The organism is Flavobacterium aestivum (assembly GCF_026870175.2).
Lineage (GTDB): Bacteria > Bacteroidota > Bacteroidia > Flavobacteriales > Flavobacteriaceae > Flavobacterium > Flavobacterium aestivum.
The window spans coordinates 3100131-3117221 of the sequence record NZ_CP113977.2; the positions used below are offsets into that span (position 1 = coordinate 3100131).

Consider the following 17091-nt stretch of genomic DNA (forward strand, 5'->3'; position numbering starts at 1 on the left):
CTGATAAAAATAAATTATGGCAGAAAAATTTCGAAATAAATATAGGATTCCTTCTGCTAGATTAAAAAATTGGGATTATGGTACTAATGGAGCTTATTTCATTACGATTTAGACAAAGGAAATGAAGCACTTTTTTGGAGAAGTTGTTGATAGTGGAATGAATTTAAATGCAATTGGAGCATTGGCTGAAAAATATTGGATAGAAATAGTAAAACAATTTCCATATATCGAATTGGGAAATTTTCAGATCATGCCCAATCACATGCATGGAATATTGATTATTAATAAATCTGTAGAAACGCAATTAATTCCGTCTATAGAATCAGAGAAGGCAATAGGTGGATTTGCAGGAGAAAATAATCCTATGCTTGCAGAAAATATTTCAAGAATAATCCGATGGTATAAAGGAAGATGTACATTTGAAATGCGAAAAGTAAATCAAAATTTCGAATGGCATTCACGTTTTCACGATCATATTATCAGAAACTCAGAATCTTTTGAAAGAATACAAAATTATATAGAAGAAAACCCATCGAAATGGGGAGAAGATAAATTTTTTAGAAAATAATTATCAGCTCACAGCCGTACAGACGCGATTTATCGCGTCTCTAGATTTATCGCATCTCTAAATTGATCTTTCAATAAAATCAATGCATTATGAACACTCTAAATGATTTACACAAAATATCGGACTCATTTTTAAATACCGAGAAAATGCCTGTATTGTTTTTAGGACATGGTAGCCCTATGAATGCTATTGAAGAAAATCAGTTTGTGACTGGTTTTCGAAACTTGGCAAAAACATTGCAAAAACCAAATGCTATTTTATGTATTTCGGCACATTGGTTTACTAATGGAACCAAAGTTACCGCTATGGAAATGCCTAGAACCATTCATGATTTTGGAGGTTTTCCACAAGAGTTATTCGAGGTACAATATCCTGCAAAAGGTAGCCCGGAATTAGCTATAATAACCCAAGAATTATTATCACCAACGGCAGTAGAATTAGACCAACACTGGGGTTTAGACCATGGTGCATGGAGCGTAATAAAACATTTATATCCCAATGCAGATGTACCTGTAATTCAAATGAGTATTGATTACACTAAATCTGGTCAGTATCATTTTGAATTAGCCCAAAAACTAAGTGCATTAAGAAATAAAGGAATCCTAATTGTAGGCAGCGGAAATATAATTCATAATTTGCGATTAGTAGATTTTCATAATTTTGACAAAGACAATTATGGCTATGATTGGGCAATTGAAGCCAAAGAAAGCATAAATAATTATTTAGTAAACGAAAATTTCCAACCGCTTATAGATTTCGAAAAACAAAGCAAAGCATTTCAACTATCGATTCCTACGCCGGACCATTATTTACCCTTGATTTATACTTTAGGACTAAAAGGGAAATCAGAAGAATTGAGCTTGTTTAATGACAAATTGGTTGCAGGTTCTCTAAGTATGACTTCGGTGAAGATTTTTTAAGACAATTAAAAAGCTTTTTTAAATCACTCTTTATTTTTGCAACTCAATTGCATAACAATTCCCATCTGCGCTTCCAAAATACACAGTATTATTGGCAACAAATGGTGAAGAAACAATTGGGCCCAATTTATAGAATTCATCCATTACTTTTTTATTATTGCTATAAAGTGAAATATTCGATCCTTTGGCAGCATATCTAAAGTCCAAAAGGTCATTATTTAGAATTCCAGGAGCAAATAGTTTTCTGTTTTCTGTACTAAAGCTATTCCATTCTTTGCCTGAGGATTCAATATTCAAAGCAAAAAAGTTACCTGTGAAATCACCAAAGTAAGCCGTTTTACCCGCTATTGCAGGAGAGGAATATATGTAGCCATTAGCTTTGAATTTAAATAATTCGGTGCCGGTTTTTGCATCCAAGCCTAGCAATAAATAAGAATCCGAAGTGCCAACATACACCACATTATTTACTACAACTGCAGAACTTAATATCCAGGAAGAGGCGGCATTGTATTTCCAAACCAGTTTACCAGTTTCGGCATTGACAGCAAAGAAAAAAGGATCACGAGCTCCAAAATAAACCATATCATTGGCAACAGCAACTGTAGATTGAATTCCTGTAAAACCAGATTTTCTTCCCGTTTCAAATCGCCAGCGCTCTTTGCCAGTTTCTGCATCTATCGCATATAAATTGGCATCCCAACTACCAATATACAAACTGTTTTTATAAAGAACAGGACTGCAATGAATAGAGCCATTTGCTTTAAATGTCCATTTTAGTTCTCCTGTAAGCGCATTGAGTGCATATACATTCCCATCACTGCTCCCAAAGAAAAGACTTGGATTTTCCTCTTCAAGATTTATTACTGGTGATGATAAAAAGAAATCCCATAAATCGTCCATATACATATCAAGTGGTTTCATGCCTAAAGAGCCTTTTTCCCCGAACCAATTTTCCCCACCGGTTTTAAACTTCCATTTCAAATGGCCGTTTTTGGTATCAATAGCATAATAATTACCATCAAAACTACCTATATAGACCAGATTTTTAAAAATTACTGGTGAACTATGTACAGCACCGCCTGTTTTAAATTTCCAATGTAATTTTCCGGACTGTTCCTCAATTGCATAAAGAAACCCATCTTCGCTACCTATGTAAACAATTCCATTTTGAACGATAGGTGATGAAAATATTTTTCCATTTGTTTTAAAAGCCCATTTTTGGTTACCCAAAGGCTTATATTTTGGATCATTGTTAAAGACTCGATCTTGAAATGCACTAATTGTTGTATTTTTTTCCAGTTGTGCAAAAACAGAACTACTACTCGTAATTAAAAAAAGTGAGAGGATAATTACTATAAATGATTTATTCATGCTATTTTATTTTTTGTGAGTGCAAATGACATTTTTGAAGATGACAATATAGCAAGAAATTTAATACTAAAAATGTGTTTCTATCATTCTGTAAAATATTTAACAAGAAAGATTAAATTAGAGTTAAAACTTATATTTAGCTGATTTTTAAACAAAAAAATATAAGGATTGAACCTGATGCTTTGTGTAATTAATTCATTAAGATTTCAATTTAATTTTAGATTATAAAAAAGTATATTTGAAACTTATATTGAAATTGAATAAGAAAAATGAAAATAATAGCAGTCGTTCCAGCCCGTTACGCATCTACACGATTTCCAGCAAAACTCATGCAAGATTTAGGAGGCAAAACCGTGATTTTAAGAACTTATGAAGCAGCCATAAATACAAATTTGTTCGACGACGTTTTTGTGGTAACGGATTCTGATTTAATCTATAACGAAATTGTTTCTAATGGTGGAAAAGCCATTCGAAGCGTAAAAGAACATGAATCGGGGAGTGATCGTATTGCCGAAGCTGTAGAAAATCTGGATGTAGATATTGTGATTAATGTGCAGGGAGATGAACCTTTTATAGATAAGGAACCTTTGGCAAAAGTTATTGAAGTTTTTAAAAACGATTTAAGCCAACAAGTCGATTTAGCTTCGTTGATGCGTGAGATAACAAATGAAGATGAAATCAATAATCCTAATAATGTAAAAGTGGTAGTAGATCAAAACGGATTTGCTTTGTACTTTTCTCGTTCAGTGATTCCGTATCCAAGAGAAGTAAATGTAGGTGTTAGATATATGCAGCATATTGGCATTTATGCCTTTAGAAAACAAGCGTTATTAGATTTCTATAATTTGCCAATGAAATCATTAGAGGCTTCCGAAAAGCTAGAGCAATTACGATATTTAGAATTTGGAAAGCGCATCAAAATGGTTGAAACCACTCATGTAGGAATCGGAATTGATACTCTTGAAGATTTGGAAAAAGCTAGAAAAATGATCTAGATCTATAGCCTAAATTAAAAAAGGAACAGCATAAAAAACAGGAATAAACAAAAGTATATTCCTGTTTTTTATGCTGTTTTGTTGATAATAATCAACTCATTATGTCTTTCAATTCTGGGAATTGATTGAATTTGGTAATGATTATCATTAAATTCTTCTATATAGGTTTTATTTCTAGAATTATGAGCTGCCGTTAAACACATAGTATTAAAAAGGATGGTTCCCTTACTTTTTAATAAATAACAAATACGGTTCACAAAAAATTCTTCGAATAAAAAGTTAGGCATTGTGGTGTCTTGAAAAATGTCAATAATAATCAAGTCGTATCTGTCTTTTGTTTTCAAAACAAACTCAAAAGCATCGTCAATTATAATTTCTAAATTTTGAATCTCGTTTAATTTAAAATATTCATTGGCAATAGTAATGATACCAGGATCTATTTCTACACCAGTAATTTTACCATTAAAGTTAATCTCGTCAACCAAAGTTTTGATCACACTTCCTCCTGCAACCCCCAGCACCAGTACATGTTCCATCTTTGCGATTTTTTCAAATCCAATATGTTTTAGCCCTTTTCTCAAAATGCGTTGTAGACTACCATAAGAATAATTGGTGTTTTCTGAATCTAAAACCAATTCCCCATTTGCCCAGGTTACTTCTATAGTTTTACTTAAAGAAGAATTTACTTTAAAAATTTTTATAGGAATGAAATAACTAAACAGTTTCTTTAACATTAGTTTGAGTTTTTACCAAAAATAGGATTTAAATTATTTATTTTGCGCAAAAATTAAAAATTTAATGAAGAAACAAATCTACAGATGGATATTTTTTAATCTTATGGGGTGGAAAATAGGAGGAGATTTTGATGAGAAAATAAAGAAATGTGTAGTAACAGTAATGCCACACACCAGTTGGCATGATTTTTATATAGCCATAATTTGTAGAGGAGCAACAGGAGTAGATATCAATTGGGTTGGAAAAAAAGAATTGTTTCGTTTTCCATTTGGATGGTTTTTTAAATATTTAGGAGGAGCTCCATTGGATCGTACAGGAGGTTTAAATAAAGTAGATTCTATTGCTGCCCTTTTTGATTCAAAAGAAGTATTCCGTTTGGGATTATCACCGGAAGGAACCCGTCAAAAGGTAGAGCAACTCAAAACTGGATTTTATTATATAGCCCTTAAAGCAAATGTACCCATAGTTCCGGTCGCATTAGATTTTGGAAAAAAAGTGGTTAGTTTTGGAGCACCAATAACGCCATCAGGAAATATAGATTCTGATTTAGCTATTTTGTACACTCATTACAAAGGTGTAACTGGAAAATATCCTGAAAAAGGATTCCAAATAAAGTAAAGTTTTAATTTGTTCCTACCTTCCTGAGAATTGGATAAAACAAAAAATAAAAATTAAATTTTCAAATTTCAAAAAATAGAAGAGGTAAGTACTTCCAGTATTAATTTGGTGTATAAACTTTGAAAGTGCCGTTTTTGTAAAAAAACACAATTTTCTCCAGTTCATCTGATGAAGCACTACTAAGAAGATTTGAATTTTCTAATTTTTGAGTTTCGATTGAATTAGTTTCCATTGGATTTTTAATTTCTGAAAATAAATCCAATGGTAAAATTTCAGAACTGGATGGGGTAGTGGTAGTATTTTTTAAATCTTCGGAAATACTATCCTTCAAAATATTTTCTTCATTTATTTTAGGAAACGAACCACTCCCATTCAATATCCAATATAAATCTACCTCTGGAAAAATATCAATTATTTTAAGAATAAAATCCAAACTAGGTTTGTTTCTACCTGAAAGTAGGTGGGACATACTAGAACGTTGCACCCCAATTTTATCTGCAAATGAGGAGGCATTCAGACCAAAATAGTCTAAGATAATTTCTAGTCTCTTTATAAATTCATCAGTGTTTACCATTGTGAATTACTGTTTAAGTTAGAGCATTTACAAATGTAATTAAACTATGTGATATCTACTAATTTGCATTACGAAAATGCATCAATCAGGTATATTTGTTTATAGTGATCAATTATATAAACACTCCTAAATAATTGATATTAAAAAAAATAGACAATTCTTTAACAGAATACAATTAGTTCTTATGCTTTTGTTTTTATCGCAATTCAAAAGTTTAAAAAATTGTTTACAAATTTAAATAGATTAAAAATTTCATTGTTTACAATTATAACTATAAAGATGTTTACTTTTGTAAATTAAACATTGTAATATGAATTTGGAAGAATTATTTATTCAGAATAAAGAAAGCTTAATTGAGGGACGCTATCTTACTTTAGATTCTATAACTCCTTTATTGGAGAGAAATAATATCAAAAAGAATGTAAAAATTATTGGTGAATCTGTTTTAGAAGCGCCAATTTATAGCTACCAAGTTGGGACAGGAAAAACAAAAATCTTCCTGTGGTCACAAATGCATGGAAACGAAAGCACAACTACTAAAGCGCTTTTTGACTTTATAAATTTACTAAACAGTGAAACAGATTTAGCAAAAGAATTACTGGGAGCTTTTACTTTTTCCTGCATCCCTATGCTGAATCCTGATGGAGCAAAATTATATACACGAGCCAATGCCAACGATGTCGACTTGAATCGTGATTCACAAACTCTAACTCAGCCAGAAAGTAAAGTTTTAAGAGCAGCTTTCGAAGAATTTGAGCCTCATTTTTGTTTTAATCTACACGATCAGCGCACTATTTTTGGAGTTTCAGATACCGGAAAACCAGCAACAATGTCTTTCTTGGCACCTTCTTATAATGAAGAAAGAGAAGTAAATGAAACCAGATTGCAGTCAATTAACCTAATTGCAGGAATAAATGATGTTTTACAGCAATACATACCTGGTCAAATAGGTCGATTTGATGATTCGTTCAATATTAACTGTATCGGAGATACTTTTCAATTTCTTGGAGTGCCTACATTATTATTTGAGGCAGGACATTTCCAAGATGATTATCTGAGAGAAGAGACCAGAAAGTTTGCATTTATGGCCTTAGTTTCCAGTTTTACAATACTTAACGAAAACGATATAGTTAGCAATGGAATTGACAAATATTTAAACATTCCGCAGAATAAAGTCGTTTTTTATGATTTTATGTATAAAAATGTCAAAATAAATTATGATGGTATTGAAATAATTACGAATTTTGCTGCACAATATAAAGAAGAATTAATAGAAGGTCAAATTTGTTTTAATGCTTACATAATTGAAGTAGGTGATTTAGAAAATTATTTTGGTCATTATGAGTTCGATGCTGAAGGAGCATCTTATAAAGATGATTTTACTAATATTCCTAATATAAATCAAAAAGCAGACTTTTATTTAAATGATAATTTGCATTTTGTTAATGGATTAATAAAAAAGTAATTTTTTTAGCATTTTATTCAACTTTTATGCATAAATTTAATCTTTATATTAAAAAATAACCATATAATAAAAGAATTATGAGTAAGTTCCGTTTAGATGAAGTAGATCACCAGATACTAGATATGTTGATTGACAACACAAGAGTTCCATTTACTGACATTGCCAAAAAATTATTAATTTCTGCAGGAACTGTCCACGTTAGAGTTAAGAAAATGGAGGATGCCGGTATAATTATGGGATCTTCATTGGTTCTTGATTATGATAAATTGGGGTATTCTTTTATCGCCTATGTAGGTGTTTTTCTTAATAACACTTCACAAACTAAATTCGTTTTAGAACGTATTAACGAAATTCCTTATGTAACTGTAGCTTCAGTAACTACAGGTAAATTTAATATTTTTTGCAAAATCAGAGCAAAAGATACTAAGCATGCTAAAGACGTAATCTTTATGATTGACGATATTGATGGAGTATACAGAACAGAAACTATGATTTCATTAGAAGAAAGCATCAACGATAAGAAGCGTTTGATGCACACTATCTTTAAAGAAATGTAATGAAATCTTGAATGCTATATTATAAATATAACCTCAAGTGTAATCTTGGGGTTTTTTTATGCCAAATTAACCAATTTAACCGATATAACCTTTATGTACACGCTGCCTAAAATCGAACGTTTCAACCAAGACGTTCTCTCTAAATACCATATTTACAACAGTGTATTTATTACGTTACCATTTGACTCCATTGATAATACAGGTGTTTTGTTGCCAATATTTACAGATGTTTGTGATAGCGGTTTCAAGAGACTAGAAACTCCAAAGGAAATAGTTGATTTCTTTTCTAAAAAGTACATGCACAGCACTTCAGAAAAGGATAAGATTAATTTAATGTTTCATTTTATCCAATATATCGAACGTCAGATAGTTTTATTTGATGCTATTGAAGATGCAGCTTTCCCTATTGTAAATAATATGGAAGGAAGAGGTTCTCTTCGTGATATAAAAGAAAAATCAGATGCCAGAGATAATAAAGAAGAGTTGATTGAGTTTTTAGAGAGTTTCAATGTTCGTACGGTTCTTACGGCACACCCAACACAATTTTACCCTGGAGCCGTCTTGGGTATTATCAATGATTTAACAGAGGCTATCAGGAAAAATGACCTTCAGGATATAAAACAATTGTTAGCGCAGTTAGGGAAAACTCCATTTATTCAAAATGAGAAACCAAATCCTTATGACGAAGCAGTAAGTTTAATATGGTACTTAGAAAATGTATTTTATAATACTTCCGGAGAAATGGTACATTATCTTCAGAAGAATATTTTCAAAGGGAATTCCATTCAAAATCCATTGATTAAACTTGGTTTTTGGCCAGGTGGTGATCGTGATGGAAATCCTTTTGTTACAACAGAAATCACATTAAAAGTTGCGGAGCGTCTTAGGACTTCAATTTTGAAATGTTATTATATCGAAATTAGAAGTCTAAAAAGAAAGCTAACATTCTCTGGAGTAGATGTTTTGGTTGCAGAACTTGAACAAAAACTATATCGTTCAGTTTTTTATTCTCGTGGTGAAATCTATATTACATTAGAAGAATTTAAAACGCAATTAAATAAAATTAAAACAATAATAATCGAGCAACATCAGTCTTTATATTTAGATAAAATTGACGCTTTGCTTATCCGTTTGAATTTATTTGGTTTTCATTTTGCCACTTTAGACATTCGTCAAAACAGTAAAATTCATGATGCCGTTTTTAATGATATTGTAACTTATCATTTAAAATCTGGTTCAGATGTTTTTCCTGCTAATTATTTTAATTTATCAGAAGAAGAAAAATTTGCAGTTTTATCGAATGCAAAAGGAGATTTGGATTTGAATGATTTTGATAATGAAATGACAAAATCTACACTAGGGTCTATTCAAGCCATTAAAACAATTCAAGAGAAAAATGGTGAATTTGGAGCCAATCGTTATATTATCAGTAACAACGAAAGCGCTCTGAATGTGATGGAAACTTTTGCATTATTCCGCTTGAGTAATTGGGAAAATGCTACTGTAGATATTATTCCGTTATTCGAATCCGTGGATGATTTACATAATGCCCATGTAATCATGGAAAAATTGTACACCAATCCTGAATATGCGAAACATTTAGAAAACAGAAATAATAAGCAAACTATAATGCTTGGTTTCTCTGATGGCACGAAAGATGGTGGTTATTTGATGGCGAATTGGAGTATTTATAAAGCAAAAGAATCGCTTACTGCCATTTCCAGAAAATATGGAATTAATGCAATTTTCTTTGATGGGCGTGGGGGACCTCCTGCTCGTGGTGGCGGAAAAACGCATAAATTTTATGCATCACTGGGTCCAAATATCGAAAATAACGAAATTCAAATTACAATTCAGGGACAAACGATTAGTTCTAATTTCGGAACCTTAGATTCTTGTCGTTATAATTTAGAAAATCTTTTGAGTGCTGGTGTAGCCAATCAGGTATTCAATAAAGGCCAAAATGAATTGTCTGCCAATGAAAAAGAAATTCTAAATCAATTAGCTGATTTAGGATATAATAAATATTTAAGTTTTAAGAATCATCCAAAATTCATTCCGTACTTAGAACAAATGAGTACTTTGAAATATTATGCGAAAACGAATATCGGAAGCCGTCCTTCAAAAAGAAGTAAATCCGAAACTTTAGATTTTGCAGATTTACGCGCAATACCTTTTGTGGGTTCTTGGAGTCAGCTAAAACAAAATGTACCGGGATTTTTTGGAGTGGGTTCTGCTTTGAGGCACTTTGAAGATACGGATCAATGGGATAAAGTTCAGTCATTATATGATGAATCATTATTTTTCAAAACGCTTTTGGAAAACAGTATGATGTCATTGGCAAAATCATTTTTCCCACTGACAGCTTACATGAGTAAGGATCCTGAATTTGGAGCTTTTTGGCAAATTATTTATGATGAGTTTTTGGAAACCAAAAGATTATTATTAAAAATTGCTGGTCACACTGAATTAATGGAGAACTATCCTGATGGTAAAGCATCTATTCAGATAAGAGAGCGTATTGTATTGCCTTTGTTGACAATACAACAATATGCACTGTTAAGAATTAACGAATTAAACAAAGAAAAAAATCCTGATTTGGAGCTGGTAAAAGTATATGAAAAAATCGTAACACGATCTCTTTTCGGAAATACTAATGCCAGTAGAAATTCAGCTTAGTATGAAAACTAAATTCAATCCAAGAAAATATTATTTAACGTTACTAATTTTGAGTATAATTTGGGTTACATTAGGCCCAAATTATTACAATAATTATTCCCCTTTTATATTTTTTATATTTGGAGTCCCAATCTTTGGTTATCATTCCTTTAGCAGTGTGACATCATTTAGTAGTCAATTAAAAGTTAAAGAGCCAGAATTATTTAGGATAAACAAAATCGATTATGGTAATTCCAAAGATGAAATGATAAATGGAATGAATTTATTTAATAATCCAGATTTTGAAAAACTAACGGATAAAGAATTAGTATATAGTTTTAGGAACTCAAAATCCTGCTATAATTATACGATATTGTCTTTTTTCTCAATTATAATCATTGCAATAATGTCGATTTATATTAAATATTAGAATAAATATCAAATTAAACAAACCAACAAAAATGAACTCAAACCAATTACCCGTAAATGAATATTCAGGTCATTTTGCGACTTACATTCAAGCTGCTTCAAATGTTGAATTAATTGAAGAATTAGAAATCTCTTTACACGATTTCATCAAATTTGTTCAAAATATTCCTTTAGACAAATTTGATTATCGATATGCCGAAGGAAAATGGACTATAAAAGATATTATTCAGCATATTATTGATACAGAAAGAATTTTCAGTTACCGAGCGTTGAGAATTTCCAGAAATGACAAAACTCCTTTACCAGGTTTTGAAGAAAATGATTATGTAGATAACACTAATGCTAACGGAAGAAGTATTCAAGATTTGTTAACTGAATTTTCTGCAGTAAGACAATCAACTTTATTGCTGTATAAAAGTTTATCTGATGAACAGTTAAAAAGATTAGGAATTGCTTCTAATAATGAAATTTCGGTTCGTGCTTTAGGTTTTGTTACTATCGGTCATCAAAAGCACCATCAAAAAATTTTCCAAGAAAGATATTTATAGATTATTTGAAACAAGCTGACCAAATTTTCAATTTATTCTCAAAAGTCATAGTATTAGCAGGACTAGTCGAAGGCATTACATAATACGTGATGCCTTCAATCTGTCCAAATCTTTTATAAAAAAAGGCATGGCTCTGTTTACCATTAAATATAATTTTGGTAATAGACGGAAATTCTCTGAATAAGGATTCAAAATCATTTTCTTTTTGATTCTTGATATGGATGTCCAAACTTCCTTTTCTTTCACAATTTTCTAAAACATCCCATAGACCAATTTTATTGGATAAAAGGAATTGAACTTTTTCTTCAAAAACTTCAGCAATTGGTGATGTATCAAATAGGGCATACATAATTTTCCAAAAATGATTTCTCGGGTTTGCATAATATTCCTGTTTGGTAAGTGATACTGAACCAGGCATAGTTCCCAAAATCAATACTTCGGTATTTGAATTTATAAAGTAAGGAAATGAATATATCGTCATAAATTAAAGTGTTGCATTTTCTTTTTCAATCAAAGCTAAACCAATTCTGATTTTATCATAAGCAATCTGTTCTTCAAAATATTCAAAATAGGGTTTTAACGCATTAGGTGATTCTAATTTAATTTTGGCTTCGGCAATTTTTGAAATTTCTGCTTCAGTAATATAGACACTCAAGTCAATCGGATGTCCATCAACATATAGTTTCGCCAAATGTGAAGTTATAGTTGTCACTCCCAATTTTCTTTTTGCGGCTATTTCTTCAACAGTTAGTCCGCTTTGAAATAATTCTAAAGTTTCTTTATAAGTACTTCCTTCTTTTTTCTTCCGAACTACTTTATTTTTTTGAAACTCTATAATTGCCTTGATAAATGAATCGCCGTATTTTTCAAGTTTAGCTTTTCCAACACCATCAATCGCGATGAACTCTTCATCACTCATCGGTCTTTGAATTTCCATTTGTTTCAAAGTCGCATCATTAAAAATGACATAAGCAGGAACTTCTTCTTCTTTTGCTAATTCTGCTCTAAGCTTTCTAAGAATTTCAAAAAGGGAATTAGTTGTGGTTTTACTTCTTACTTGACTTACTTCTGATTTTTCAGCATTAAATTTTGGCACGGTCGTTAATTGAACTTTTTCACCTTCAAATAATACTTTTTTTGCTAAAGAGGTTAATTTAATTTTGTTTTGCTGGTGAAAAGCAATCTCACAGTATCCCAAATTAGTTAGTTGAATGATATACTGATTCCAATCATGCCAAGATATATCTGACCCTACATTATACGTTTTTAAATTTTGATACCCTTTGTCATAAATTGAAGCATTTTTTGAGCCTCTCAAAAAATCAACAATTACTGGCAGTGCCTCAGATTCCTGTAAACGAATCACAGCTGATAGGGCTTTTTGGGCAATGATTGTTCCATCAAAAAAAGCGGGTGGATTTTTGCAAATATCACAATTGCCACAATTTTCAGTAATCAATTCTCCAAAATAGGAAAGCAAAATTTTTCTGCGACAACTTAAGGCATCAGCATATTGTTTCATTCTTTCCAGTTTAGCCAGTTGTACCTCGGCATTCAAACCTACAGATGCAAATTTTTGCAATTGAACAACATCACCATAACTTTCGAACAAAACCGTTTCTGATGGTAAACCATCACGACCGGCACGACCAATTTCTTGATAATAGCCTTCTATGTTTTTAGGCAAATTATAATGAATTACCCAGCGTACATTCGATTTATCGATTCCCATCCCAAAAGCAATCGTGGCGCAAACTACCTGACAATCATCATTTATAAATTCATCTTGCGTTTTCGATCTAACTTTATTGTCTAGACCAGCATGATAGGCTTTTGCTTTTATTCCGATTTTTTGCAATTTTTCTGCTAGCTCTTCAGTTGTTTTACGACTTAAACAATAAACTATTCCACACTCATTGGGTTTATCTTTTATAAAATCAATTATTTGTTTTACTCGGTCTAAAGCCGGTCTTACTTCCAGGCTCAAATTTTTCCTGTCAAATGAAGCAACAAATGTTTTAGGATTTACCAAATTCAATTGATCACTTATGTCTGTACGTGTTGCTTTGTCGGCAGTTGCTGTCAAAGCTAAGATTGGAGTAGAGGGGAAGCGATTTTTTAGATATCCCAAATTCGTATATGCCGGTCTAAAATCATGCCCCCAAGCCGAAATACAATGTGCTTCATCAATAGCAATCAGGCTAACAGTTATTTGACTAAAAGCATTTTCAAGATAGGACAAACTCTCCGGAGCTACATAAACAAGTTTGACTTTATTTTCTATTAAGTTCTGAATGTGCAATTGTTGCTCCTCATCAGATTGGGAGCTATTGATATAACAAGCGGGAATTCCGTTGGCTTTTAAGCTATCAACCTGATCTTTCATCAAAGCGATTAGTGGCGAAATCACAATTGTTATTCCTGATAAGACTAATGCCGGAAGCTGAAAACATATTGATTTTCCTCCTCCAGTTGGCATGATGGCCAAGGTGTCTTGCCCAGCAAGTATACAATTTATAATATCTTCCTGATTGGGTCTAAATTTTTCAAACCCAAAATTTTCTTTTAGTTTGGCATGTAGAATTTCGGTGGTCATTTTGGCGTATATTTTATTTAATAAATCTAATAAAAAAAGGAACCCAAATTTGAGTTCCTTTAATTATATCATTAAGAAGGATGATTAGTCTTCATCATCTTCGTCATCGTCATCAGCAATGTCACTTTTATCAGAATCATCATCATCGTCATCATCGTCACCATCAACATCTGGTTTGTCTAGATTATCGTCATCGTCGTCATCGTCGTCAGCATCATCAACATCTAGTTCAAGACCGCTTATTGGTTCAACTACATCATCAATTTCATCATCATCATCGTAATTTCCAATTCTATCAGCTAGTTTTGTACTTACTTTTACTAAATATATGGTGTCTTCTGTTCTAACTTCAACAGCTTCGATTAATTCGTTTTTGGCATTTCTAAATCGTATGATATCTGAATCATCATAACCATCAGGAAATTTTTCGATCAAAAGATTTAAAATTTCGTTGGTCAGTTTTGCGTAATCAACTATTACTCTTTTCATAAATAATTATTATAAATCTAACAAATAAGCGAAAATTAATGGAGCTACAATTGTAGCGTCAGACTCAATAATGAACTTTGGTGTATTTATATCTAATTTACCCCAAGTAATTTTTTCATTAGGAACAGCTCCTGAATATGAACCATAACTGGTTGTTGAATCTGAAATTTGGCAGAAATAACTCCAGAACGGAACATCATGCATTTCCATATCTTGATACAACATTGGTACAACGCATATTGGGAAATCTCCAGCAATACCACCACCAATTTGGAAGAATCCAACACCATTAGAACTATTTTTCGTATACCAATCAGACAAGAAAGTCATGTATTCTATACCTGATTTCATGGTAGAAGCTTTCAATTCTCCTTTTATAACATAAGATGCAAAAATATTACCCATAGTACTATCTTCCCATCCTGGTACAATAATAGGTAAATTTTTCTCAGCAGCAGCATACATCCAGCTATCTTTTAAGTCAATTTCATAATATTCTTCTAACACACCTGAAAGTAGCATTTTATACATGAACTCATGAGGGAAATATCTTTCTCCATTATCATCAGCATCTTTCCAAATTTTGTAAATGTGTTTTTGAAGACGACGAAATGCTTCGTGCTCCGGTATACAAGTATCTGTTACTCTGTTTAAACCTCTTTCTAACAAATCCCATTCGTCTTGTGGAGTCAAATCTCTGTAATTTGGAACTCTTTCGTAATGTGAATGTGCTACTAAATTCATTATATCTTCTTCAAGATTGGCTCCTGTACAAGAAATAATCTGAACTTTATCTTGGCGAATTATTTCGGCAAAAATCTTTCCAATTTCGGCGGTACTCATAGCACCAGCCATAGTTACCATCATTTTTGCACCATTGGCTAATTGCTGTTCATATGCTTTTGCAGCGTCAACTAAAGATGCAGAATTGAAATGCAGATAATGCTTCTCAATAAACTGACTGATTGGTCCTTTACTCATTTTCTTTAACGTTTATTTTATTTAATGTTTAAAAGGTTTTTTGAGATTCGTATTTACAAATAAAAGAAATTTATAAATACGAATTTTCTTAAATAACATTTTTTTTTATTAATTATTTATTATAACCTAATATTTTTAGTACATCCTCAGCGGTTTGTTGTTCTGAGAATACTTCGGTGGCAAGTATGCCATTTTCGTCTCTGTCAATTAAAATATGCTTGGGCTGTGGTATCAAACAGTGATGTAAACCTCCATATCCGCCTATAGTTTCCTGATAAGCTCCTGTATTGAAAAAACCAAGATATAATGGCTTTTCTTTATTGTATTTAGGCAGGTAAATAGCATTCATATTTTGCTCTGAATTGTAATAATCATCACTATCACAAGTCATTCCGCCTAATAAAACCCTTTCATAAGTATCATTCCATCTATTGATTGCCAACATGATGAAACGCTTGTTTATAGCCCAAGTGTCTGGCAATGTGGTTATGAAAGATGAATCGATCATATTCCATTTTTCTCTGTCATTTTGTTGTTTTTGATACAACACCTGATAGATCGCACCTCCACTTTCTCCAACTGTAAATGAACCAAATTCTGTAAAGATATTAGGCACATCAACTTCGGCTTCGTCGCAGGCAATTTTAATCTGATTGATAATTTCATCAATCATGTATTGGTAATCGTATTCAAATGCCAATGAATTCTTGATAGGGAAGCCTCCACCAATATTCAATCCATCAAGGGTAGGGCACTCTTTTTTCAAAGCAACATATACCTTGATACATTTTACAAGCTCATTCCAGTAATAAGCATTGTCATTGATTCCGGTATTAATAAAAAAGTGCAACATTTTCAGTTCCAGTTTTTTATTCTCTTTTATTTCTTTTTTATAAAAAGGTACAATGTTTTTGTATCCAATTCCTAATCTTGAAGTATAAAATTCAAATTTAGGTTCTTCTTCGGCAGCAATTCGAATCCCGATTTTGAATTTTCCTTTGATTTGCCCTTGCAACAAATCCAATTCCTCATAATTATCAATAATAGGAATGGTGTTTTTATGGCCATTGTTTATTAATCTCGCAATATTGTCAATGTATTGATCTCTTTTGAAACCATTACAGATAATATAGGTACTCTTATTAATTTTACCTTTTTCTAATAAATTTTCAACAATATTAATGTCAAAAGCTGAAGAAGTTTCAATATGAATGTTATTCTTGAAAGCTTCATTCATAATGTATTCAAAATGAGAGCTTTTTGTGCAATAACAGTAGTAGTATTTAGCCTCATATTTATTCTTTTCCATCGATTTACGAAACCATCCTTTGGCTTTGTTGATGTTATTTGAAATTTGAGGTAAATAGGTAAATTTTAAAGGTGTTCCGTAAGTTTCTACCAATTTCATCAAATCTATATTGTGAAACTGAAGATTGTCTTTGTTTAATTTAAATTCCTCTTGTGGAAAGTAGTAAGTTTGATTTATTAAATCAGAATATTTTGTATTCATCTGTAGTATGAGTTTTATATTAATTTTATTTTAAAATAGAATTAACATAAAAATCAAACCCTAATGTTTGCGTATAT

The 17091-nt window shown here is 31.6% G+C and carries 17 protein-coding genes; 9 read left to right on the forward strand and 8 right to left on the reverse strand.

What is annotated here, in order from left to right; genetic code table 11:
* Positions 1-121 precede the first annotated feature (121 nt).
* Together OZP08_RS13185 and ygiD are read left to right on the forward strand one after the other, a co-directional pair.
* Positions 122-568: a transposase gene (locus OZP08_RS13185; RefSeq protein ID WP_281322062.1), complete on the forward strand. Its 447-nt coding sequence runs from the start codon at positions 122-124 to the stop codon at positions 566-568.
* 89 nt (positions 569-657) lie between these two features.
* Positions 658-1488, forward strand: a complete 831-nt coding sequence (gene ygiD / locus OZP08_RS13190; RefSeq protein ID WP_268846544.1) for a 4,5-DOPA-extradiol-dioxygenase — start codon at positions 658-660, stop codon at positions 1486-1488.
* A gap of 30 nt (positions 1489-1518) precedes the next feature.
* On the opposite strand, the gene OZP08_RS13195 is transcribed toward ygiD, so the two are convergent.
* Positions 1519-2859, reverse strand: coding sequence for a beta-alanine-activating enzyme beta-propeller domain-containing protein (locus OZP08_RS13195; protein WP_268846545.1), 1341 nt, complete (start codon positions 2857-2859; stop codon positions 1519-1521).
* A 269-nt stretch (positions 2860-3128) separates the two neighbouring features.
* Here OZP08_RS13195 and kdsB point away from each other — a divergent pair, with 269 nt between their 5' ends.
* Positions 3129-3854, forward strand: a complete 726-nt coding sequence (gene kdsB, locus OZP08_RS13200) for a 3-deoxy-manno-octulosonate cytidylyltransferase (RefSeq protein ID WP_268846546.1) — start codon at positions 3129-3131, stop codon at positions 3852-3854.
* A 68-nt stretch (positions 3855-3922) separates the two neighbouring features.
* Here the strand turns inward: kdsB and OZP08_RS13205 are convergent, their stop codons facing one another.
* Positions 3923-4588, reverse strand: coding sequence for a spermidine synthase (locus OZP08_RS13205; RefSeq protein WP_268846547.1), 666 nt, complete (start codon positions 4586-4588; stop codon positions 3923-3925).
* A 64-nt stretch (positions 4589-4652) separates the two neighbouring features.
* Between OZP08_RS13205 and OZP08_RS13210 the strand changes: the two genes are divergently transcribed.
* Entirely contained in the window at positions 4653-5207 is a 555-nt protein-coding gene (locus OZP08_RS13210; RefSeq protein ID WP_281322063.1) for a 1-acyl-sn-glycerol-3-phosphate acyltransferase, read from the forward strand.
* Between the two features lie 100 nt (positions 5208-5307).
* Here the strand turns inward: OZP08_RS13210 and OZP08_RS13215 are convergent, their stop codons facing one another.
* The gene (locus tag OZP08_RS13215; RefSeq protein ID WP_268846548.1) at positions 5308-5781 is read right to left on the reverse strand and encodes a helix-turn-helix domain-containing protein; all 474 of its coding nucleotides are present in this window, start codon (positions 5779-5781) and stop codon (positions 5308-5310) included.
* A 310-nt stretch (positions 5782-6091) separates the two neighbouring features.
* Here OZP08_RS13215 and OZP08_RS13220 point away from each other — a divergent pair, with 310 nt between their 5' ends.
* From OZP08_RS13220 to OZP08_RS13240, 5 genes are all read left to right on the forward strand, one after another.
* The gene (locus tag OZP08_RS13220) at positions 6092-7246 is read left to right on the forward strand and encodes a M14 family metallopeptidase (RefSeq protein ID WP_268846549.1); all 1155 of its coding nucleotides are present in this window, start codon (positions 6092-6094) and stop codon (positions 7244-7246) included.
* A gap of 77 nt (positions 7247-7323) precedes the next feature.
* Positions 7324-7803, forward strand: coding sequence for an Lrp/AsnC family transcriptional regulator (locus OZP08_RS13225; RefSeq protein ID WP_281322064.1), 480 nt, complete (start codon positions 7324-7326; stop codon positions 7801-7803).
* Between the two features lie 93 nt (positions 7804-7896).
* Positions 7897-10482 (forward strand): phosphoenolpyruvate carboxylase, encoded by a 2586-nt coding sequence (locus OZP08_RS13230; RefSeq protein ID WP_281322065.1) that lies wholly within the window; start codon positions 7897-7899, stop codon positions 10480-10482.
* A gap of 1 nt (position 10483) precedes the next feature.
* The gene (locus OZP08_RS13235) at positions 10484-10891 is read left to right on the forward strand and encodes a hypothetical protein (protein WP_268846551.1); all 408 of its coding nucleotides are present in this window, start codon (positions 10484-10486) and stop codon (positions 10889-10891) included.
* Positions 10892-10922: 31 nt separating this feature from the next.
* Positions 10923-11438, forward strand: a complete 516-nt coding sequence (locus OZP08_RS13240; RefSeq protein WP_268846552.1) for a DinB family protein — start codon at positions 10923-10925, stop codon at positions 11436-11438.
* Position 11439: 1 nt separating this feature from the next.
* Here the strand turns inward: OZP08_RS13240 and OZP08_RS13245 are convergent, their stop codons facing one another.
* The 5 genes from OZP08_RS13245 to OZP08_RS13265 form a co-directional block, all read right to left on the reverse strand.
* Entirely contained in the window at positions 11440-11919 is a 480-nt protein-coding gene (locus OZP08_RS13245; RefSeq protein ID WP_268846553.1) for a DNA-deoxyinosine glycosylase, read from the reverse strand.
* Between the two features lie 3 nt (positions 11920-11922).
* Positions 11923-14034 (reverse strand): DNA helicase RecQ, encoded by a 2112-nt coding sequence (gene recQ / locus OZP08_RS13250; protein WP_281322066.1) that lies wholly within the window; start codon positions 14032-14034, stop codon positions 11923-11925.
* A gap of 84 nt (positions 14035-14118) precedes the next feature.
* Positions 14119-14523 (reverse strand): DNA primase, encoded by a 405-nt coding sequence (locus OZP08_RS13255; RefSeq protein ID WP_268846554.1) that lies wholly within the window; start codon positions 14521-14523, stop codon positions 14119-14121.
* Between the two features lie 9 nt (positions 14524-14532).
* Complete coding sequence (locus tag OZP08_RS13260) at positions 14533-15504, reverse strand: deoxyhypusine synthase family protein (protein WP_268846555.1); 972 nt, start codon at positions 15502-15504, stop codon at positions 14533-14535.
* A 112-nt stretch (positions 15505-15616) separates the two neighbouring features.
* Positions 15617-17014, reverse strand: a complete 1398-nt coding sequence (locus OZP08_RS13265) for a type III PLP-dependent enzyme domain-containing protein (RefSeq protein WP_281322067.1) — start codon at positions 17012-17014, stop codon at positions 15617-15619.
* Positions 17015-17091 lie beyond the last annotated feature (77 nt).